The following is a 21,247-nucleotide window of genomic DNA, read 5'->3' on the forward strand; positions in this document are numbered from 1 at the left end:
TGGTTTATGGTAGAGTATGACGAACCAATGACCGGTAACCGAAAAGAATTTAAAGCCCATTTTACCTTGAAACGATAAAAAAATATGAGATTAAAAAAATATTGTTTAATAGCATTAATAACTTTACTGGCAGATTTTAGTTTTGCTCAAGAAGGTATTCCTATTTATTCGGATTATTTAACTGATAATTATTACTTAATCCACCCTTCTATGGCTGGTGTAGCTAATTGTGCTAAGGTAAGATTAACAGCAAGGCAGCAATGGTTTGGTGTAGATGATGCACCAAGTTTACAAACATTAAGCATGAACGGAAGAATTGGAGATTCACCAGTTGCAATAGGAGGTGTTCTTTTTAACGATGCTAATGGTTACCATTCTACAGTTGGTGGTTATGCCACATTTGCTTATCATTTGATGTTTTCAAGAAATGAAATTGATTTGAATATGTTATCATTTGGTTTGAGTGCAGGTTTTCTTCAATACAAATTAGATGAAACAGACTTTTTAGCACCAGGAGAATTTGATCAGTTAATAGCTGGAATAGAACAAAGTGCTACAAATTTTAATATTGATTTCGGTTTTTCATACCATTTCGTAGATTTTTATGCTCATTTTACGGCTAAAAATATTTTGAAAAATGAAGGCATAAATTTTAATAATCAAGGATTTGAGTTTAGAAACTTAAGAACCTATTTATTATCTATGGGTTATACATTTAGCAAATTCGGAAGCGATTGGAGTTACGAACCTTCACTTATGTACATGTATAGAGATGCAACCGAGGAGTCTTCAATAGATGCTAACATAAAAGTATATCGGGAAATGGATTTTGGTAAAGTTTGGGGAGGATTATCTTATAGACGTAGTCTAGATGGAGCAGAATTTCAAGATGGTTCTGGTATTAGTAGTCAAAAATTACAGTATATAACTCCATTTTTAGGTGTTGATTACAATAACTTTGTTTTTGCTTACACCTATTCTTACCAAGCAAATACAGTAAACTTTAATACAGGAGGTTTTCACCAAATAACATTGGGTTACAACTTTAATTGTAGAAGAGAGAAATATGAATGTAATTGTCCTGCAATAAACTAATAAAAAAGGCTCAATGAAAATTGAGCCTTTTTTGTTTTTAGGACTTTTCCCATTTATAATTTTTTTGTTTAGCTTGTGTTTTTATGGCTTTAATCAAAGCGCTTTCTAACCCATTTTCTGAATCTTTGGTTTTGTTCGAAATAAAGTCTCGACGTTTAATGTTAAGCTCAGCAATTTCTTTTTGAAGTGTTTCACGTTCTTTGCGTTTCTTTTCAATATAAGTTTTAATTTCGGATTGAGACTTTCCTTTTAATTCTTCAGGAAGTTGTTCATCTTTTAATTTTTCATAAGAGAAGTCATCTTCTTTTTCGGCATCAACTAAATCCCAAGAACTATTTTTATACAAACGTGAACTTTTACTAACCGTTCTACTTACGGCATTTGCTTTATTATAACTTCTAGCGTTAGAATCTTGTTCTGCTTGCAGTTCCATTTTCGCTCTTCCCTTTTTTCCATAGGCAACATATGTTCTATTTAATTTTTCATTCAACTCTAAGATTTTATCATCATAAGGTGATGCTACATGTACAGTAGCTTTATTATGATTAATTGCCATATAGTTTCCATGTGTTAGGTCTGCACCATCTTTCCAGTAGGTTGAAATACCTTGATTATAATCACCACAAAAAATAGTATTCACTGTAACATCATTTTGATGCGCCAGTTTTGAGGCATCTTTGTAGCTAACAGTTCCTTGTGTGTAAGGTTCATTTCCTGCTATGAAAATAAGTTTTAAATCATCTTTATCTTTTCCCCAATCTAATTGGTTTAAAGCTGTTGTAATCACCTTTCCACAGTATTCATTTCCGCCATTGGTAGTGAGTGAAAAGAGTGACTTTGAAATTTCATCTAAATCGTCACTAAAAGTGATTACTTGTCTTAGATAACCTTCATCAGCATTGAGATTATCATTACCGTATTCGTAAAGGGCAATTTTAAGATTAGGACTTTCATCTTCACACTTTGCATAAGAAAGTTCATTTACAACCTGCCAAAGTTGTGCTTTAGCTTGGTCTATTAAACCATCCATGCTATTACTTGTGTCTAACAATAATGCTACTTTAATTTCTGGTTTTTCAGATTTCGAATTTGTTTCAATTACAGTTTCAACAACTGCTAAATCTTGCTGATTCGATTTCGAATTTGCGTTGCAAGTCATAAGTGTAATAAGGCTTAATGTGAGCAGTATAGGTTTAAATTGTGTTTTCATAATTTTAATTTTTAGTATTTAATTCTTTTACATCTATGGTTCCATTTGGAGAAATTACATAGTATTTATGGTCAATTTTTGTTTTAACAATCGGTTGTTCTTTTTTCTCTTTTGGTTTTGGAGTAAAGAGCAATTTTATATTCATTCCTATTTGAACAACTGGTTCTAAGATTGAAGGGTTTATTACGACATCATAGCTTTCATAAGTTAATGGTTGGTAGTAATAAGATGTTTGCTTTTTTACCGAAGTAATGGGTTTCTTTTTCTCTAAAGCATCGAATGAGACACTGTTATAAGCCTGATAGCTTTGGTAGAAATCTTTTGGAAAGTAACAGTATTTATCATCTGCAATGGCAACATTATATTCAGACATATCAAAACCTAAAGTCGTATAATAGGCTTTCTTTTCTTCAATAAGCTTTAATAATTGGTCTTGAAGATTTTTATAGACCGTTTGAATGTTTTCAATAAAGTAATCAACTTTAACCAAGTTATAAACTTCGCTTTTTGCACAAGCCTCTAAAATTGCTTCAAACTGATTAGTCTTAGTAAATTGAATATGAATATTTTGCTGAAGCTCAAAACCTTTCGGTACTTCAGTGTAGGTTTTGCTGAATAGTTTTTTAGTCACTTCAACTTCATAGTTTGGCACAAAAGAAATAACATCAATAGCAATATCCTTTTTAGTGATACCTTTACTAATAAGACGATACTTAATACTATCAATACGTTCTTTCATGAGCTGATTTGTTTTTTCTGCCGAAGGACCAATTTGCGATATATTAAATATGGCAGTATAAGTTGTAGCACTTACATTCTGAAGTGCTTTTACATCAATAGTCAAAACATTGCTTGGATGTAATACTTTGTTTATTTGCTGTTGAACAACCGGATTGTAAATATTTGCATTTCCAGAAGTTAAAATATTTTGTCGAGAAATATCTCGAGTAATTTGATTGTAGTTTCCTTTATGCTGAGCCGATAAGAAATAACAGCTAAGTAATAACATTACAAATGCTAAATTGCTTTTTTTCATTTTGATTTATGTTTTTGATTAATGATGCTGTAAAGCTCAGTTGAAAAAACTTTAAGAAAAAACAGCAATGAGTAAAGTGCCATTTTCAATGAGTGAAGAGAATCATATATTTAGTGACGATGGCTTTTTAGTGGTAAAAAAGACTCAAATTCTAGATAAGCCATTTTTTGAAACCAAATAAAGTATGTAAGTTTATTCCAATTAATAAAACAGATTGGTGAAAACATTCAAAACATATAGTATAACTCTACTTTTTCTATTGCTTGGTAGTTTTGTTTTTGGACAGATAAACGAAAGAATAAAATCAGAGAGGGATAAAACATTCAATCTTAGAGGATCTGTTTATGATGAGGAGTCGAGAAAACCCTACAGTAATGTAGAAATCCTAATAAACGGTGGAAGATATACCACCACAGATATTAATGGTAATTTTAATGTGAGTGCAAAGATTGGTGATGAGCTGATTATAAGACACGAGGATTTTGAAACCATATTCCATACCATAGAGAATAGTGAGCGTATTACTATAAAGGTGAGGTCAGAAGATAATTGGAGTTCGAGAAAATCCAAAGATTATACCGCTATAAAGCGATTTAACCAAATGATTGATTCGGCTGATACCTATCTCAAAAAGGATGCCGAGAAAAGCATAAAATTTATTGGCGATGCCTTAGATGTAGAAATTAGTTCCAAACAGAGAGCAGAAGCTCGTGAGTTGTTAGGTGATGTTTATGTACATTGGAAACAGTACGATTTGGCAATTTCGGAGTATAAAATTAGTCTTGAGAATGCTAAAACAGCTTCGGCAAACCTAAAATTAGCAAAAGCCTATTTCAGTGATGGTGATTTTCAAATGAGTATTTCTACATATGAAAATCTTAATGAGAAGAAGTTAACTAACTATGAAAAAACAGTTCTATATGAAGGCATTGGTGATGCGTATTTAAAACTTAAAAATATTCCTAAAGCAATCTCATCTTACGAAGAAGGTTTAGAAGTAGCGGAAAAACATTTGATAGCACCAAAAGTAACGGACTTAAATTCTAAAATAGCCAAGGCTTATAATGAAAAAGGTGAAAAAGATAAGGCTAAGACCTATTACAGTAATTCACTTAATCTAGCCACAAAAGAAAATAAAAAACGTGCAGTTGAAGAACAAATTGAAGTTGCTGAATTCAATAGTGATAATCAAGATTATGAAGAGGAAATTGTATTAAGAAAGCAAGCGATTGAAGGCATAAAGGATATTGAAAAAGATTCAATTATACCAAACGAAAGTCCAATAACTTCTCAAAAACAGAATTATAAGATTGGTAATGCACTTATTTTACAAAATAATTATGCAGATGCGATACCCTATTTAGAAGAAAGTAGGAAAGAGGCAGATGAAAAGGAGGATCTTGTGGTAAAAAAAGATGCCACGAGAAGACTTTCAGAAGCGCTTATAAAAACAGGTGAGACTGATGAAGCACTTGCTATGATGGATAATTATAAAATTGTAGTAGATGAGTTATACGCTAAAAAAGAACAAGAAATTTCAAGAGCAGCACGCTTCAGTAGAAATATAGCAGAGCAACAAAACAGAATTACGTCTTTGGAGAGCGATAGAGCGCTATCTAAAAGTAAATATGAACTTACTCAAGAGCGAAACAAAAGTCAACAACTCATTATATATTCACTTATTGGTGGCTTAATATTATTGTTGGTCACCGCATATTTCATGTTTAAATATATAAAGCAACAAAAATTAGCCAATAATTTACTGGCGTTAAAATCGTTGCGAAGCCAAATGAATCCACACTTTATATTTAATGCCTTAAATTCAGTAAATAGCTTTATTGCATCGAATGATGAGCGTACTGCAAATAAGTATTTATCTGATTTCTCACGTCTGATGCGTTCAGTATTGGAGAATAGCGAAGAGGATTTAATCCCACTTGAAAAAGAAATTGAATTATTAGATCTATACACTAAACTAGAGCATTTTAGATTTCAAGATAAGTTCGATTATTCAATAGATGTCGATGAAACTATTGATGTTGAAGAATTTCAGATTCCGCCAATGCTATTACAACCTTATATTGAAAATGCTGTGTGGCACGGTTTGCGTTATAAAACAGAAAAAGGACATTTAAGTATAGCAATAAAGCCAAAAGCCAAAGATGAAATAACTATTACCATTTCAGACGATGGTATTGGTAGAGAACGCTCTAAAGCCTTAAAAACAAACAATCAGAAAAAGCAGAATTCTAAAGGTATGAACAACATTAAGAAACGTGTTGCAATTTTAAATGAAATGTATAAAGACAAAGTCGATGTAACGATTGAAGATTTTCAAGATTTAAAAGACGTAGGAACAAAAGTAGTCGTGACTTTAAAAAAAGATTAAATATGAAGTTAAATGCAATTATAGTTGAAGACGAAGAAACAAGTAGAGATATTCTTAGAAATTATCTTACCAAGTATTGCCCAAATATTTCAATTTTAGGTGAAGCTGCCAACGTAGATGAAGCCCTGGTATTAATAAGAAATAACGACTTAGATGTGGTTTTTCTAGATGTAGAAATGCCTTATGGTAATGCATTTGATTTATTAGATAAAGTGGGTGATATAAATTTTGAGACTATTTTTGTAACGGCTTATAATCATTATGCAATTGAAGCTTTAAACGCACACGCTTCTTATTATTTAATGAAACCTATTTCAATTGATGAGTTGATTAAAGCTGTGGATTATGTTACTGAAATTAGAACTAAAGAAGATGCTTTACAAGATCAGGTTTTAATACCTAAAACAAATTCAGTTAATGGTAAAATCACAATACCACAACAAGATGGTTTTGAAGTTTTAGAAACTGCAGATATAATGTATTGCAAAGCAGATGATAATTATACAGAGATCTTTCTTAACACTAACAAAAAGAAACTTGTGAGTAAAACATTAAAGTACATAGAAGAGAGCTTAAAAGATGCCAATTTTGCTAGAGTACACAAAAGCTATTTGGTGAATGTCAATGAAATAGTAAAGTATGTAAAAGGTAAAGGTGGAAGTGTGGTGTTGAGCAACGGAAAAGAGATTATGGTTTCTGCTTCTAAAAAGTCTGATTTATTATCTTATTTTAAGTAATTATGCCAATTATAAAACCAGTAAAAGGAAAACATCCTCAAATACCAAAAGATTGCTATGTGGCCGAAAATGCAACCATAGTAGGTGAAGTTTCTATGGGTAGTGATTGTAGTATTTGGTTTAATGCCGTTATTAGAGGAGATGTACATTTCATAAAAATGGGAAATAAGGTGAATGTGCAAGATGGAGCAGTTATTCATGCAACATATAAAAAATCGCCAACAACTATTGGTAATAATGTCTCTATTGGACATAATGCTATTGTGCATGGTTGCACTATAGAAGATAACGTACTCATTGGTATGGGAAGTATTGTTATGGACGATTGTGTAATAGGGAGTAACAGTATTATAGCTGCAGGTGCTGTTGTTACTAAAAATACTATTGTAGAATCTGGTAGTATTTATGCAGGTGTTCCAGCAAAAAAAGTAAAGGATATTAGTACAGCATTAATTTCTGGAGAGATTAATAGAATTGCTGATAACTATGTAAAATACTCAAGTTGGTTTAAAGACTAGATTTCAGCTTAGCTATCAATGCTTCAACATCTGGAATTTCATTCAAAATATCATTATTTAAAACCATTGTGAGTTGGCTACCTTCAAGTTTAAGAATTGCAGGATATATCATATTTACATTAGGAAAAGTCCTTTCAAATTCATCTTTATGGTAAAACTCCATTATTAGGTCACTTTCTTTTCTGAAAGCTTTCCACGTTTCATTTTCAGTAAACGTATCGTAGGTTAACGCGCACAAACTGCATTTATAAGTTGAAGGGTTAAATAATTTATGTCCGGCATCAAATATGGCATTTAATTTTCCTGAATTAGCATTGTATATGAAAATTAGCTTCATGCTTTATAAGTGTGGGTTAAATATCAAAGCTTACTAGAAATCTAAATAAGAAACATCAAATTCATTATTTAAAACTGAATTCAATACGCTAATATCTCCGTTAGAAAATAATTTTATAGTTGGTTTATCGATAGAACTGTTCAATAGGTTCTGACGTGTTAAAATAGCCTGAGTTTGCTTAGCAACTGCCAAACCAGAATCGATAATCGTTATATTTTCTGGAAGCATTTTAGTAAGTGTCGGAATGAGATAAGGATAGTGCGTACAACCTAAAACCAAGTAATCTATGTCTTGTTTTAACATAGGTTCCAAATAGGTTTCTAACAATGCTTTCATTTCGTGAGAATCTAACTGACCAGTTTCAATAAGTGGCACAATACCTTCACCAACCTGCTCAATAACTTTTATTCCACTCGCATACAAGTCTGTTGTTTTATGAAATAACTGACTGCTCAATGTACCTTTAGTTGCCAAAATTCCGACAGTTTTAGATTGTGTATTTAAAGCAGCTGGTTTTATAGCTGGTTCTATACCAATAAAAGGGATATCGTAATTAGCCCTTAAATACGAAATTGCATTAGTAGTTGCAGTATTGCAAGCAACGACTATAATTTTACAGCCTTTATCCAAAAGATATTCTGTATTTTTTATACTGAGCTGAAGAATCTTTTCTTCAGATTTATTGCCATAAGGAGCATTTTTGCTATCTGCTAAATAGATGCAGTTTTCATTAGGTAAAAGTGTATGAATCTCCTTAAAGATAGATGTACCTCCTATACCAGAATCGAATATGCCAATAGGTTTTTTACTCATTATTACAAAAATAAAAAGTCGCTTAATTTAAAGCGACTTTTTAGCTGTATATTTTAGTTGTAATTATATGTTCAGGTGTTTTTTAACATCTGCCATAAGGTCTTTCCCATCTGCTACAATTAGCATTGCAGAATCCACTACATATTGAAAACCTTGAGCTTTTGCAACACTAGCAATTGCCTTATCTGCTTCTTCAACGATAGGCTTTAGTAGATTATACTCCTTTTCTTGTAAATCTTTTTGCGCTTGCTGCTGGTATTGACCTAAACTTTGCTTCATACCTTCAACTTCTTGCATACGTTTCTGGTTTTCTTCTTGAGTTTGTCCTTCAGCTTCAGCATTGTACTGCTTTAACTTTGTGTCTAACTCTTTAAGAGAACCTTGTATCGTTGCCTGATAAGTTTCACTTAGCTTATCAATTTCTGCTTGAGCTTGCGTGTACGCAGGCATAGCTTTAATTAGCTCTTGTTTATTAATATGAGCAATTTTACTTTGGGCAGATGTAAAGCTTGTAGCTCCTACAAAAAGTACTGTTGCGAATAGTAATGTTTTTAAATGTTTCATTGTTTCTAAATTGTATTTGTGTGTTATAAATTATTATTTGTTGTCTTCTTTTTTCTTAGCTTTTGCTATAGAATCATTCTTTTTTATTTGTTTCTCACGCTCTTCACGTGCTTTTTTTCGTTGCTCTAAAATTTTCTTCTTTCTATCTTCTAATGCTTTTTTACGAGCTTCTCTATCTTTTACTTTTTTCTGGCGTTGTTCTTCTAAAATTTCAGCTTCTGTCTTTACTTTTTTAGTACTGGTTGAATCTTTTTTAACCGCAGCTTTTGCTTTTGTACTATCTGTTTTTACAATAGATTTTTTTATTGTTGTTGAATCTTTAACTGTTGTTTTTGCTTTATCATCAGTTGTAGCATTCTTATTGTTGCGAGCATCTATAGCCTTTTGACGACGCTCTACGGCTTCACGCTTTTTCGCTTCTCTTACAGAATCTTGTTGGATTTTTCTAGCTTCTGCGGCTTTTTCTCTCTCAAGACGTTTTGCTGCCAATTCTGCCTCTCTTGTTGCTTTTCGTTCGTCTAATGCTTTTTGACGATCATCTTTTTCCTCACTTACTATAGGAACAACTTCTTCATCTTCAAGTGCTTTACGCTCTTTTTTGTTTTTTGCTTGTGTTCTTTTAGATGTTCTGGTAATGGTCCGCAAAACTTGCTCGCTCATATCATAACGTTCTGCTGAATATAGCATTACAACATCTGCAGATTTATCGAATACGAAATCATATTTCTTAGTTTCAGCAATTTCTTGTACTGCTGAAAAAATTTGATCTTGTATTGGTTCAATAAGTTGGCGTTTTTGAATCATCAAATCTCCATTGGGTCCAAAGCGCTTTTGCTGATAGTCTAAAATTTCAGCTTCCTCAAACGAAATATCTTCAAAACGTTCATCATATAGCTCTTTAGTTAAAAGCACTCTTTCATTATCGAGTTCTTTTTTCTTCTGCTCAATAGCATTTAATTTTGTTTCTATTTCAGTTTTCCACTTAAGAACTTTCTTATCGAGTTGTGTTGAAGCTTCTTGGTACTCTGGGACATTTTGCAAAATATATTCTGTATCAATATAACCTATTCTAACACCTCGTTGTGCATTCGCACTAAAGCTCATTAGACTTATTATTGCCAGTAAAAAAAGAACTTTATATTTCATCATTAATGTATTTTGTTATTTGAGACTTATATTGGTAAAACCAAAATTTGTCGTTTTAGTATTACTTTGCTTCAAATTTAACGAAATATATTCTTAAAAATTTTAGCACCATGATGAAATACTCGATTAGCTATTAGAAAATATCGTGCCAAACTTAAAATTGTTGTCCTATAATGAAGTGAGTTTCCCATCTTTTTGGAGATGATCCATCTGGTAATTTGTCGAAAGCATGTCCAAAATCTATACCAAGTAAACCAAAAGCTGGCATAAATATTCTTAAACCAAAACCTGCGGATCTTTTGAGATTAAATGGGTCAAATTCTCTAAAGCTATTTACAGATTGACCTGCTTCTAAAAATGATAATGCATATATCTTTGCTTGTGCTCCCAAAGTTATAGGATAGCGCAACTCTAAAGAAAACTTGTTGTAGATAGAACCTCCGTCTGTAGTTGAAAGAGATTGATTAGGATAGCCTCGTAGTTGCACAATTTCTCTACCATCAAGAGAAAAATTACCTAAACCATCACCACCAACAAAGAAACGCTCAAATGGAATAATACCTCTGTCATTATTGTAAGCACCAAGGAATCCGAATTCGACGCTTGGTCTCAAAACTAAGTTGTTTTTACCAAATTTTGCGAGAGATGTATACCAATCTGCCTTGAATTTTATTTTGTAAAATTCTAACCAGTTGTAACGTTCTTGATCGATTTCTCCAATACGTGCAAAATCATCGACATCTGTAGGATCTAATGAATCGCGTTCATCTTTTAAAGCTTTATAGTCTACACCATTTACTAATGAGTAAGGGAATGAGAATTTGGCTGAAGCAGTAAAACTAGAGCCACCAGTTGGGAAAATTGGATCTATGGTTAGATTATTTCTACTTAAACCTATGGTATACGATAGATTATTTGACGTTCCGTTTCCAAAGGTGAACAAACCTGTATTATAATTATTAAGAGCGTAGTGTTGGTAACTAATGGCTTGTGATAATATAAAGAAATCATCTGGTTCTGTAAGCCTGGTAGATAAACCAAGAGTTAAACCTGTAATATTAAAACTTCTACTTTTATCGGGTCTTCTAGTTGCTTGATTAAATAAAAATTGTTTTGAGTGAGAAAGTGAAGTTGATAATTGATATGGTTTTTTGCCACCTAGCCAAGGCTCACTAAAAGAGAAGCTATAAGTTTGAAAAAATTGACTTGCTTGAAGCCTTAATGCTAAACTTTGCCCATCTCCTCTTGGAACTGGTTTGTATGCTTCTTTTTTGAAAATATCCTTTATCGCGAAATTATTGAACGATAGACCTAAGGTACCAATGAAACCACCTCCACCATAACCACCTTGTAGTTGTATTTGACTAGATCCTTGTTCTACTACGGCATATTCTATATCTAAAGTACCATCAACTGGGTTTGGATTTTTAATGTTTGGAGTTAATTGTTGTGCATCAAAGAAACCAAGTTGCCCGAGTTCTCTCATGGTTCTAATAATGTCAGATTTACGGTATAACTCACCAGGTCGTGTTCTAATTTCCCTGTATATAACATGGTCATTTGTAACATCGTTACCTACAATAGTTACATTATTATAATATGCTGGTTTACCTTCTGAAATACGAATTTCCATATCAATAACATTGCCTTCAGCACTAATTTCGACAGGATTTATGGTAGAGAACATATAACCATAGTTCTGATATAAATTGGTTAAATCACTAGCGTCAGGATTGTTCTGATCTGCTATTCGTTCTCTAAGTTCAACTCCATTATAAGTGTCACCTTCTTTAATTCCTAAAACAGCAGCTAAAGTTTGATCAGAATAAACTGAATTACCTACAAAAGATATTTTTCCAAAAGTGTATTGTTGACCTTCTTCTACTTTGATATGAAGATCTATAGTTTTTTCATCGAGATAACTAATAGAATCCGAAATAATTCTAGCATCTCTATAACCATTTTCCTTATAATAATCTACAACACTGACTAAGTCTGTTCTAAAGTCTTCTTCTATATATTTTGAACGTTTCAAAACTCTCAATGGGCTAAGGCTCTTTTTCTTCGTATTCTTCATAGCTTTACGAAGCTTTTTATCCTTTATCTTTTCGTTGCCTTCAAAATTGATTGCTTTAATTTTTACTTTTTGGCCTCTGTCTATTGCGATACGCATATCTACACGCTCTTTTTCCACAGAATCAATAACCTGAGAAGTAGTGATATTTACTTTAGTATTTAAGAACCCTTTCTTTTTGTATTTGTTAGTAAGGTAGTTCTTTGTTGTTGCAATAAGGTTTTCTGTAACTTTTTGACCTGTTTGAAGCTTATTTTCATTAACAATTTCTTCTTTTTTACCTTTTTTAACACCCTCAATGGTAAGGTCTTTTAGTTCTGGCAAATCAATAAGTTTAATTTCTAAATCCGCTGTGTTTCCATCGATATTAGTAACATAGATATCTATACTGCTAAATAAGTTAGACTTCCACAAGGTCTTTACAGCATTAGCGATTTTTTCTCCGCCGATTTGTATTTCTTCATCCTTTCTAAGCTTAGAATATGCGATAATTGTTTGTGCACTAAAATTGGTGTTACCTGTTACAGTAATATTTTTAATAACATATTTTTTACCACCTTCTACTTGAGCGTTACCTATGGGTGAAATTGTAAAAAGAAATACAGTACAAATTAGTGTAATTAATGACTTCAATACTGTTGTATTAGGTAAGTTGTTCGCTTGTTTTTCCAAATCTTCGTTCTCTGTTTTGATAATTTATGAGCGCCTCATATAGATTTTCTTTCTTAAAATCTGGCCATAAAATATCGGTAAAATATAATTCTGCATAGGCAATTTGCCAAAGCAAAAAGTTACTAATACGTTGTTCCCCACTTGTGCGAATAAGCAGGTCAACATCTGGTAAATTTTGCGTGTAAAGATGCTTATTTATAATGGATTCATCAATACTTTCAACAGAAATTATATTATTTTTAACTTTAAGTGATAATTCTTTAATAACATTAACAATTTCTTCACGAGATCCATAGCTTAAAGCTAAGGTTAATGTCATATTTGTATTATTTTTTGTCTTTTCTATAACATCTAAAAGTTCTTGATGAGCCTTTTTAGGTAAATCATTTAAGCATCCAATAGCTGATAACTTTATATTATTGTCTTGTAAGGTCTTTATTTCTTTCTTCAAGGACTTTACTAAAAGCTTCATTAAAGTTTGTACTTCGAGTTTAGGTCTATTCCAGTTTTCTGTAGAAAAAGCATAGAGTGTTAAGTTTCTAATACCTAATTCAGCTGAAGCTTCAACAGTTTGCCTCACAGCTTTTGTTCCACTTTCGTGTCCAATGACACGCAAAAGACCTTGTTGTTTTGCCCAACGCCCATTGCCATCCATAATAATTGCTATATGGTTGGGAAGCTTTTCTTTGTTTATTTGTTCTTTTAAACTCATCTAAAAATTGCAATAGCAAGGTCTTCTACCAAAGGTGTAAGTTAGTGTAATTCCTGAAAATACATACCAATCATTACTATTAGTATTTCCAAAGCTTAAAGATTCTCTCCCTGCAGAGTCTGGTACGCTTCCATCTAATTCGTCAGAGAAGGTATAACGAGCTCCAACTTCTGCTGCCAAAACTAATTGATTCGACATCCTTGTTTTGTAACCTAAAACCATAGGTATACCATAAGCCCAACTACTTGTATTTTCTGATGTATAGTCTCCTGTCGGCGTAAAATAATAATTGTCATGATTAGCAATAGTGATACCTGAGTATATATACGGAGTACCTTTAAAACCAATTGTATGCAAATCAAAATCCATAAATGTAAATTCCATTCCTAAAGATATCTCTAAAAGACCAGTTTCAAAACCATAATCTCGTTGTACACGCCTGGGATCATTGGATTTACTATCAACACCTTCTAAGTCAGTATATATAATAGAAGCTCTAAAAGAATGTCTAGGACTTCTGTTCCATTTTACTATAGCACCCATTGCTGGCTGATTAGGCGAAATGTAATTTGTAGAGCCAACATCTCCAACAAAATTACTTCCACCAAAGAAAACACCAACCTCATAAATTTGAGCGTCAACATTTTTGGATATAAAAAGGCCAAATAAAATTAGGATAAAGTACCTCATAATTTTTTAAGAGTTTGCAAATATAGTAATTAAGATTTGTGTTCAATAATTTGACACAAATTGGTATTACAGATAAACAGAATTTGAAGGTAATTATTGTATAATTTGGCTTTAGTTACGACGATCTTCTCCCCAAAGTAATTTTTTTCTAAGCGTATCCAAAAAAGTCTCTTCTAAACGTTCTACCATCTTAATAACAAAATTTGCTTTTTCTATGGTTACAGTTGTTGTATTTGGTAAGGTCGCTATCCTAGAGTCTAGAGATATTAAAAATTGATCTTCACGACCATTTACCTTTAGAGTTACTTTAGTATTATCTGGAATAATCAAAGGACGCGCGCTGAGGTTATGTGGTGCAATGGGTGTTAGTGCAAAATTGTTAGCATCTGGAGTAATAACTGGTCCACCACAACTCAGTGAATAGCCAGTGGAACCTGTTGGTGTAGATAAAATGAGCCCATCGGCCCAGTAAGACGTTAAATACTCATCATTAAGATGGGTTTCAACAGTTATCATTGATGTTGTATTCTTTCTGCTTATGGCAATTTCGTTAAGTGCAAAATTAGTTTCTTCTATATCATTATTTTTAGGAGATGCTGATACACTTAGTAGTGTGCGTTCAGAAATCTTATACTTACCTTCGAAAATCTCAGAAAGTGCAGTTTCAATTTCATTGGTCTGTATGGTAGCTAAAAACCCTAACCGACCTGTGTTAATTCCAACTATAGGAATCCCTAAATTTCTAACATAGGTAATAGCTCTTAAAATTGTTCCATCGCCACCAATGCTAATTAATAAATCGAAACTACCATCTAGTTTGTTAAATTTTCTTATTGAGGAACTATTTTGTATTGCAGAATTTTGAGTTTTAATAAAATCTTGTTCAAAATAAACAATAGCCTCTTTCTCCAATAAAAAGTACAGAAGTTTTTCTACTACTTCTTGAGTGTTATCCTTAATGTAATTCTGACCATAAATTGCTATTTTCATTCTTACATATTTAGGTATTTATCAAGATATTGAGATCTTGATTTTAGGCTTTCTATGTAGGAATCATCTTCATGACCAGATACAATGTTATAACTGTATCGTCTAAAGGTTTGAATGATTTCATTGAGACTCCCGTTACCAATTTTTATAGTTACTCTAACTAAATCACCATCCATTTTAGAAATAAACGCACCTAAAAGTTTGGCATCATTAGATTCTACAATTTGACTGATTTCGCTAAATGAATAATCATGTATTCCTTTTTCTACAATTAATATGCCGCCAGGTTCAGAGAAGAAAGGTGTTTCATTAAATAAATGTATAATATCATTGAGCTCATAATACCCAAGGTATTTATTATTATGGTCTAATACTGGCATTATGTTAGAATCGTTTTGAGCAAACGCTTCAAGAACATCTAACCAATTTGTAGTTTGTCTCACAAAAAAACCTTCAATAGCATAATTACAATCACTTACTATCTTAGCACTTTCAAAACAATGTACGTCAGTTTCTGAAATACAGCCTTGATAAATTCCATCCTTCTGAATAGGAATATGTGAATAAGTAAGCTGATTAAATAGCAATTGTAAATCACCTATTTTATCAGTAGTACTAAGTGGTTTTACATCATTAATTACAAAATCCTGTAGTTGCATAGCTAAGCATTAAATATGTTGCAAATTAATCAAAAATTACCATAAAAAGCGTTCTCATGTTTGTATTTTTGTGATTCAAAACCTATTGATATGACCAAACTTAGCGTTAATATAAATAAGATAGCAACCTTAAGAAATAGCAGAGGAGGAGACGTTCCAAATGTCGTTCAATTTGCAAAAGATGTTCAGCGTTTTGGAGCTGAAGGTGTTACCATTCATCCAAGACCAGATGAGCGTCATATTCGTTATAAGGATGCATATGATCTAAAACCAGAAGTTTATAGCGAGTATAACATAGAGGGCAATCCAATTCCAAAATTTGTAAATATGGTTTTAGAGATAAAGCCAACACAGGTAACCTTAGTCCCAGATGCTATTGATGCAATAACCTCTAATGCAGGTTGGGATACTTTAAAACATAAAAATTTCTTAGTTGAAGTAATTAAAGAATTTAAAGGTAATGGGATTAGAACGTCAATTTTTGTAGATCCGGATTTACATCAAATAGAAGGTGCTAAATCTACTGGTACTGACAGAATAGAATTATATACTGAAGCCTTTGCACACCAATATGGCATGGGTAATAAAGAGGCTATAAATCCTTACATGGAATGTGCTGGTTTGGCAAATGCGATAGGTCTTGGTATTAATGCTGGCCACGATTTGTCATTAGATAACATAAAATTCTTTAAAGAAAATATTACAGGCTTATTAGAAGTGTCAATCGGACATGCTCTCATCGCTGAGAGTTTGTATATGGGAGTTGAGACTGTTATTGGTAAGTATTTAGATAAGTTGAAATGATATTACACTCTAACATTATAGGTGAAGGTAAACCTTTTATTATTCTTCACGGTTTTTTAGGAATGGGTGACAACTGGAAAAGCTTAGCTAAGCAATTTGCCGAAGCTGATTTTGAAGTTCATCTAGTTGATCAGCGCAATCATGGACGTAGTTTCCATTCAGACCGTTTTGATTACGAGCTAATGGCTGAAGATTTGAAAAACTATTGTGATGATCATAATTTAAGTGATATTATTTTGCTAGGTCATTCCATGGGAGGAAAAACGGCAATGTTGTTTGCAACCAAATATCCTGAACTAGTTAGTAAACTTATAGTTGCTGATATTTCACCTCGTTATTATCCTGTGCATCATGATGCTATTCTAGAAGGACTAAGTCGTTTAGATTTTTCAGAACTTAAGAGTAGAGGTAAAGCAGATGAATTTTTGAGTGATTATGTTCCTGAAATGGGAACACGTATGTTTTTGCTCAAAAATTTATATTGGGTTGAAAAAGGAGAATTAGGATTGCGAATTAATTTACCAGTTTTAAAAGAAAATGTTTCAGAAGTTGGTGAAGCATTGCCAATACATGCAACTTTTAAAAAAGACTCTTTGTTTTTACGTGGTGATAAATCTGAGTATATAGGACAAGGTGACGAAGCAATTATTCAACGACACTTTCCAGATTCAAAAATTATTACCATTTCTAATGCAGGTCATTGGTTACATGCAGAGAATCCTAAAGATTTTTATGAGAAAGTAATTAATTTTGTATCTTAAATAAAAACAAAATTATATCATGAATTTATTAATTAGACTTTTACTTAATGCAGTTGCAGTTTTTGTTTTAGCACATGTTTTAAATGGAGTAAGTGTAGATGGGTATTTAGGTGCTATAATAGTTGCAGTAGTACTATCCATACTTAATTTGTTGGTAAAACCAATTTTGGTGATACTAACCTTGCCAATAACAATAATTACTTTAGGCTTGTTTCTGCTTGTTATAAATGCATTAATCATCTTATTAGCAGATAAACTTATAGACGGTTTTGGAGTAAGTAGTTTTTGGACAGCACTTATTTTCAGTATCCTCTTATCTATACTGCAATCATTGTTACAATCGTTCTTAAAAGAAGATAAAAAGTAGCTCAAAACCAAACGTCTAAAACTGTTGTTGGGTTGCAAAAAATATTGTATTTTTGCAGCCCAATTTTAGTTTCAATAATAATGAACATTACAAGAGAAAACATCGATGCATTAAATGCAGTTGTAAAAGTGGATATCGCTAAAGAAGATTACAGCGACAAAGTAGAGAAAATCTTAACAGATTACCGAAAGTCTGCTAACATTCCTGGTTTTAGAAAAGGTCATGTGCCAATGGGAATGGTTAAAAAACAATATGGTAAAGCTGTATTGGTTGATGAGGTAAACAAATTGCTTCAAGATGCACTTGGTAAGTACTTAGTAGAAGAAAAATTAGATGTTTTAGGTAATCCTTTGCCAAAAGCACAAGATGATTTAGATTGGGATGCAGATGCCTTTACTTTTGAGTTCGAATTAGGTTTAGCTCCAGAATTCGATGTAAACCTTAAAAGTAAAAAAGCAATTACGCATTACAATATTGTTGCAGATAATAAAATGATTGATAATCAAATTGAGCATATTCAAAAGCAATATGGTAAGATTATTTCTCAAAATGAAGTTACTAAAGATTCCGAAATTACGGGAACTTTCTTCAATGAAGAGAAGAATATTGATAATTCTACTATGATCACTTTAGATAAATTAAAAGGGAAAACAAATCCTAAGAAATTTATTGGCGCCAAAGTGGGAGATGTTATATCGTTAAAAACTAAAGGTTTGTTTAATGATGACCATGACTTAATGACATTTTTAAAAGTATCTCACGACGATGCTCATGGTTTAGATGTTGAAGTTAATTTTGAAGTTACCGAGATTAATGGAAGAGAATTAGCAGATTTAGATCAAGATTTGTTTGATAAGCTTTTTGGAGCTAAAGCAGTAACTTCTGTTACCGAGTTAAAAGAAAAAATCAAAGAAGATTCAGAAAAGCAATTTGCACAACAAGGTGATCAGAAATTATTAAATGATGTTACTGAATATTTAGTTGAAAATACAAAATTCGATTTACCAGCAAGTTTCTTACAAAAGTGGATGCAAACAGCTGGTGAAGAAGAAATGAGTGAAGAGCAAGCTAAAGAGGAATATGAAAAGTCTGAAAAAAGTATGCGCTACCAGTTAATTGAAGGAAAATTAATCCAAGAACATAACCTACAAGTTCAGTTTGAAGACTTGAAAGCGTATTCAATGGAAATGATTAAAGGGCAAATGGCTCAATTTGGTCAAATGAATCCTTCTGAAAAAGAATTAGAGGACATTGCAGCACGTATTTTAGGAAACCAAGAAGAGGTAAAACGTTTGTCTGAGCAGTTAATGAGTCAGAAATTGTTAAACTTATATAAGACTGAAGCGAATATTAAAACAAAAGAAATCACTTATGATGATTTTGTTAAAGAATTCTACAGTTAAACGATATTGAATAAATTAGTATCTTTAAGGCGTAGAACTGAAATAGTTTTACGCTTTTTTTTTAATCAAAAAACAATTTAAAAATATATGGATTACGGTAAAGAATTCGAAAAATTTGCGATAAAAGATCAAGGCATCAATAGTAATTATTATAGTAAGATTATTGAGAGTATGTATCCAACTAACTTAACGCCAAATATTATTGAAGAGCGCCAGATGAATATCGCTGTTTTTGATGTATTTTCTCGTTTAATGATGGATCGTATTATCTTTTTGGGAACTGGTGTAAATGATCAGGTAGCTAATATTATACAGGCACAGTTATTATTCTTACAAAGTACTGATGCATCTAAGGATGTTCAAATTTATATCAACTCACCTGGAGGTTCAGTATATGCTGGTTTAGGTATTTATGATACAATGCAATTTATAAAACCAGACGTAGCAACAATTTGTACAGGTATTGCAGCTTCTATGGCGGCTGTGTTATTGTGTGCCGGTGAAAAAGGGAAACGCTCTGCATTAAAACACTCTCGTGTAATGATTCATCAACCAATGAGTGGTACGCAAGGGCAAGTATCTGATATGGAAATTGCAGTTCGTGAAACTTTAAAAATAAAGAAAGAATTATATGATATTATCTCTAGCCATTCAGGTAAAACATACGATCAAGTTGAAAAGGATTCTGACCGTGATTACTGGATGACTTCGAATGAAGCGTTAGATTACGGAATGATTGATGAAGTATTAGCACGCAAGTAATTACCTTTAATTTCGACTATATAATTCCTAATTAGAATTTAAATTATGGCAAAAGAAGAATTAGAATGTTCATTTTGTGGAAGGAAAAAGCCAGAAACAAATTTATTAATTGCAGGACTAGACGCACATATTTGTGACCGCTGTATTGAGCAGGCTCATGGTATTGTAATTGAAGAATCAAAACAAACAGGCAACTCTGAATTAAGCGCTGAGTTAATGCTCAGAAAGCCTAAGGAAATTAAGGCATTTTTAGATGAATACATTATAGGACAAGAATACACTAAGCGTGTAATGTCTGTTGCCGTTTATAATCACTATAAGCGTTTATTACAACCGCCATCTGATGATGATATAGAAATACAGAAAAGTAATATCATTATGGTTGGCCAAACAGGAACAGGTAAAACACTAATGGCTAAAACTGTTGCTAGAATGTTAAATGTGCCTTTAGCCATTGTTGATGCAACTGTGCTCACAGAAGCAGGTTATGTAGGTGAAGATGTAGAAAGTATTTTAACGCGTCTGTTGCAAGCTGCAGATTATAATCTAGAAAAAGCAGAACGAGGTATTGTCTTTATTGATGAAATCGATAAAATCGCACGAAAAAGTGATAACCCTTCTATTACTAGAGATGTTTCTGGTGAAGGTGTTCAACAGGCTTTGTTGAAATTATTGGAAGGAACTGTAGTTAATGTACCACCAAAAGGTGGTCGTAAACACCCTGATCAAAAATTCATTGAAGTAAATACTGAACATATCCTATTTATTGCAGGTGGTGCATTTGATGGTATAGAACGTGTCATTACTAAGCGCTTAAATATGCAGGCAATTGGTTATAGTTCTATTAATTCTGATGATAATGTTGATGATGATAATATTCTTCAATATATAATTCCAAAGGATTTAAAAGATTTTGGTTTAATACCAGAAATTATTGGGCGGTTACCTGTGTTAACTCATATGGATCCGTTAGATGCTAATACCTTAAGGGCTATTTTAACTGAACCTAAGAATGCCATTATAAAACAATACAAAAAGTTGTTTAAAATGGATGAGGTTGAGTTGACAATTACAGAAGGCGCTTTAAATTACATTGTAGGAAAAGCTATTGAATATAAACTTGGAGCTCGAGGATTGCGTTCACTTTGCGAGGAAATCTTAACAGAAGCTATGTTTAATTTGCCAGGTTCTGGTGATACCAAATTGAATGTCACCAAAGCTTATGCAGAAGATAGATTGTCTAAATCTACATTGAAGAAGTTAAAAGCAGTATCTTAAAAAATAAAAATTCGTATTAAAAATAAAACCACAATTTCTAATTTAGAAATTGTGGTTTTTTAGTTAGGGATTGATTAATATAATATTGCTTGCAATATCTTTAATGTAATTGTAATAAATAGCACATTTATTTGATGCTAATATATTAGCTTCGGTCTGAAACAACAGAAGTTTGATTTGTTTATTAGTTAAAACTAATTTAATCTTCGTTGTATGAAACTTTAATGCAT

21 protein-coding genes are annotated in these 21,247 nt (G+C 32.2%); 10 read left to right on the forward strand and 11 right to left on the reverse strand.

Annotated elements, in window-relative coordinates; translation table 11 throughout:
* The first annotated feature begins 84 nt into the window (after positions 1–84).
* Positions 85–1,095, forward strand: coding sequence for a type IX secretion system membrane protein PorP/SprF (locus Q0822_RS14315; RefSeq protein WP_299124810.1), 1,011 nt, complete (start codon positions 85–87; stop codon positions 1,093–1,095).
* 37 nt (positions 1,096–1,132) lie between these two features.
* Here the strand turns inward: Q0822_RS14315 and Q0822_RS14320 are convergent, their stop codons facing one another.
* Together Q0822_RS14320 and Q0822_RS14325 are read right to left on the reverse strand one after the other, a co-directional pair.
* Positions 1,133–2,305: a vWA domain-containing protein gene (locus Q0822_RS14320; RefSeq protein ID WP_299124812.1), complete on the reverse strand. Its 1,173-nt coding sequence runs from the start codon at positions 2,303–2,305 to the stop codon at positions 1,133–1,135.
* Positions 2,306–2,309: 4 nt separating this feature from the next.
* The gene (locus tag Q0822_RS14325; protein WP_299124814.1) at positions 2,310–3,341 is read right to left on the reverse strand and encodes an SIMPL domain-containing protein; all 1,032 of its coding nucleotides are present in this window, start codon (positions 3,339–3,341) and stop codon (positions 2,310–2,312) included.
* 217 nt (positions 3,342–3,558) lie between these two features.
* On the opposite strand from Q0822_RS14325, the gene Q0822_RS14330 reads away from it, so the two are divergent.
* The 3 genes from Q0822_RS14330 to Q0822_RS14340 are packed head-to-tail and all read left to right on the forward strand — an operon-like array spanning position 3,559 to position 6,985.
* Entirely contained in the window at positions 3,559–5,730 is a 2,172-nt protein-coding gene (locus Q0822_RS14330; RefSeq protein ID WP_299124816.1) for a histidine kinase, read from the forward strand.
* A 2-nt stretch (positions 5,731–5,732) separates the two neighbouring features.
* Complete coding sequence (locus Q0822_RS14335) at positions 5,733–6,467, forward strand: LytTR family DNA-binding domain-containing protein (protein WP_299124818.1); 735 nt, start codon at positions 5,733–5,735, stop codon at positions 6,465–6,467.
* 2 nt (positions 6,468–6,469) lie between these two features.
* Positions 6,470–6,985, forward strand: coding sequence for a gamma carbonic anhydrase family protein (locus Q0822_RS14340; RefSeq protein WP_299124819.1), 516 nt, complete (start codon positions 6,470–6,472; stop codon positions 6,983–6,985).
* On the opposite strand, the gene Q0822_RS14345 is transcribed toward Q0822_RS14340, so the two are convergent.
* The 9 genes from Q0822_RS14345 to Q0822_RS14385 all read right to left on the reverse strand — a co-directional run bounded on the left by Q0822_RS14345 (position 6,975) and on the right by Q0822_RS14385 (position 15,642).
* A complete protein-coding gene (locus Q0822_RS14345; protein ID WP_299124821.1) occupies positions 6,975–7,322 on the reverse strand; it encodes a GTPase in 348 nt (115 codons plus the stop codon). The two genes, Q0822_RS14340 and Q0822_RS14345, sit on opposite strands and share 11 nt — an antisense overlap.
* Before the next feature lie 33 nt (positions 7,323–7,355).
* Positions 7,356–8,135: a glutamate racemase gene (gene murI, locus Q0822_RS14350; protein ID WP_299124823.1), complete on the reverse strand. Its 780-nt coding sequence runs from the start codon at positions 8,133–8,135 to the stop codon at positions 7,356–7,358.
* A 63-nt stretch (positions 8,136–8,198) separates the two neighbouring features.
* Positions 8,199–8,699, reverse strand: a complete 501-nt coding sequence (locus Q0822_RS14355; protein WP_299124825.1) for an OmpH family outer membrane protein — start codon at positions 8,697–8,699, stop codon at positions 8,199–8,201.
* Positions 8,700–8,732: 33 nt separating this feature from the next.
* Complete coding sequence (locus Q0822_RS14360) at positions 8,733–9,803, reverse strand: OmpH family outer membrane protein (RefSeq protein WP_366125111.1); 1,071 nt, start codon at positions 9,801–9,803, stop codon at positions 8,733–8,735.
* A gap of 196 nt (positions 9,804–9,999) precedes the next feature.
* Positions 10,000–12,591, reverse strand: coding sequence for an outer membrane protein assembly factor BamA (bamA, locus tag Q0822_RS14365; protein ID WP_299124827.1), 2,592 nt, complete (start codon positions 12,589–12,591; stop codon positions 10,000–10,002).
* Entirely contained in the window at positions 12,563–13,303 is a 741-nt protein-coding gene (locus tag Q0822_RS14370) for an isoprenyl transferase (protein WP_299124829.1), read from the reverse strand. Before Q0822_RS14370 ends, bamA begins: the two co-directional genes overlap by 29 nt.
* A complete protein-coding gene (locus tag Q0822_RS14375; RefSeq protein WP_299124831.1) occupies positions 13,304–13,993 on the reverse strand; it encodes a DUF6089 family protein in 690 nt (229 codons plus the stop codon).
* A 111-nt stretch (positions 13,994–14,104) separates the two neighbouring features.
* Positions 14,105–14,983, reverse strand: a complete 879-nt coding sequence (locus Q0822_RS14380; RefSeq protein ID WP_299124833.1) for an NAD kinase — start codon at positions 14,981–14,983, stop codon at positions 14,105–14,107.
* Positions 14,984–14,985: 2 nt separating this feature from the next.
* Positions 14,986–15,642 carry a CBS domain-containing protein gene (locus Q0822_RS14385; RefSeq protein ID WP_299124835.1) on the reverse strand — a complete coding sequence of 219 codons (657 nt, stop codon included), beginning with the start codon at positions 15,640–15,642 and terminating at the stop codon, positions 14,986–14,988.
* Between the two features lie 90 nt (positions 15,643–15,732).
* Between Q0822_RS14385 and Q0822_RS14390 the strand changes: the two genes are divergently transcribed.
* The 6 genes from Q0822_RS14390 to clpX all read left to right on the forward strand — a co-directional run bounded on the left by Q0822_RS14390 (position 15,733) and on the right by clpX (position 21,017).
* A complete protein-coding gene (locus Q0822_RS14390; RefSeq protein WP_299124837.1) occupies positions 15,733–16,446 on the forward strand; it encodes a pyridoxine 5'-phosphate synthase in 714 nt (237 codons plus the stop codon).
* Positions 16,443–17,207 (forward strand): alpha/beta fold hydrolase, encoded by a 765-nt coding sequence (locus tag Q0822_RS14395; RefSeq protein ID WP_299124839.1) that lies wholly within the window; start codon positions 16,443–16,445, stop codon positions 17,205–17,207. Before Q0822_RS14390 ends, Q0822_RS14395 begins: the two co-directional genes overlap by 4 nt.
* 19 nt (positions 17,208–17,226) lie before the next feature.
* Positions 17,227–17,574: a phage holin family protein gene (locus tag Q0822_RS14400; RefSeq protein ID WP_299124841.1), complete on the forward strand. Its 348-nt coding sequence runs from the start codon at positions 17,227–17,229 to the stop codon at positions 17,572–17,574.
* 80 nt (positions 17,575–17,654) lie between these two features.
* A complete protein-coding gene (gene tig / locus Q0822_RS14405; RefSeq protein WP_299124843.1) occupies positions 17,655–18,977 on the forward strand; it encodes a trigger factor in 1,323 nt (440 codons plus the stop codon).
* 87 nt (positions 18,978–19,064) lie between these two features.
* A complete protein-coding gene (gene clpP, locus Q0822_RS14410; protein ID WP_299124845.1) occupies positions 19,065–19,739 on the forward strand; it encodes an ATP-dependent Clp endopeptidase proteolytic subunit ClpP in 675 nt (224 codons plus the stop codon).
* A 45-nt stretch (positions 19,740–19,784) separates the two neighbouring features.
* On the forward strand, positions 19,785–21,017 hold the full coding sequence (gene clpX / locus Q0822_RS14415; protein WP_299124847.1) for an ATP-dependent Clp protease ATP-binding subunit ClpX: 1,233 nt from the start codon (positions 19,785–19,787) through the stop codon (positions 21,015–21,017).
* Positions 21,018–21,247: the final 230 nt, after the last annotated feature.

The sequence above is a fragment of the uncultured Winogradskyella sp. genome, from assembly GCF_947496485.1.
In the GTDB taxonomy this organism is placed as follows: Bacteria; Bacteroidota; Bacteroidia; order Flavobacteriales; family Flavobacteriaceae; genus Winogradskyella.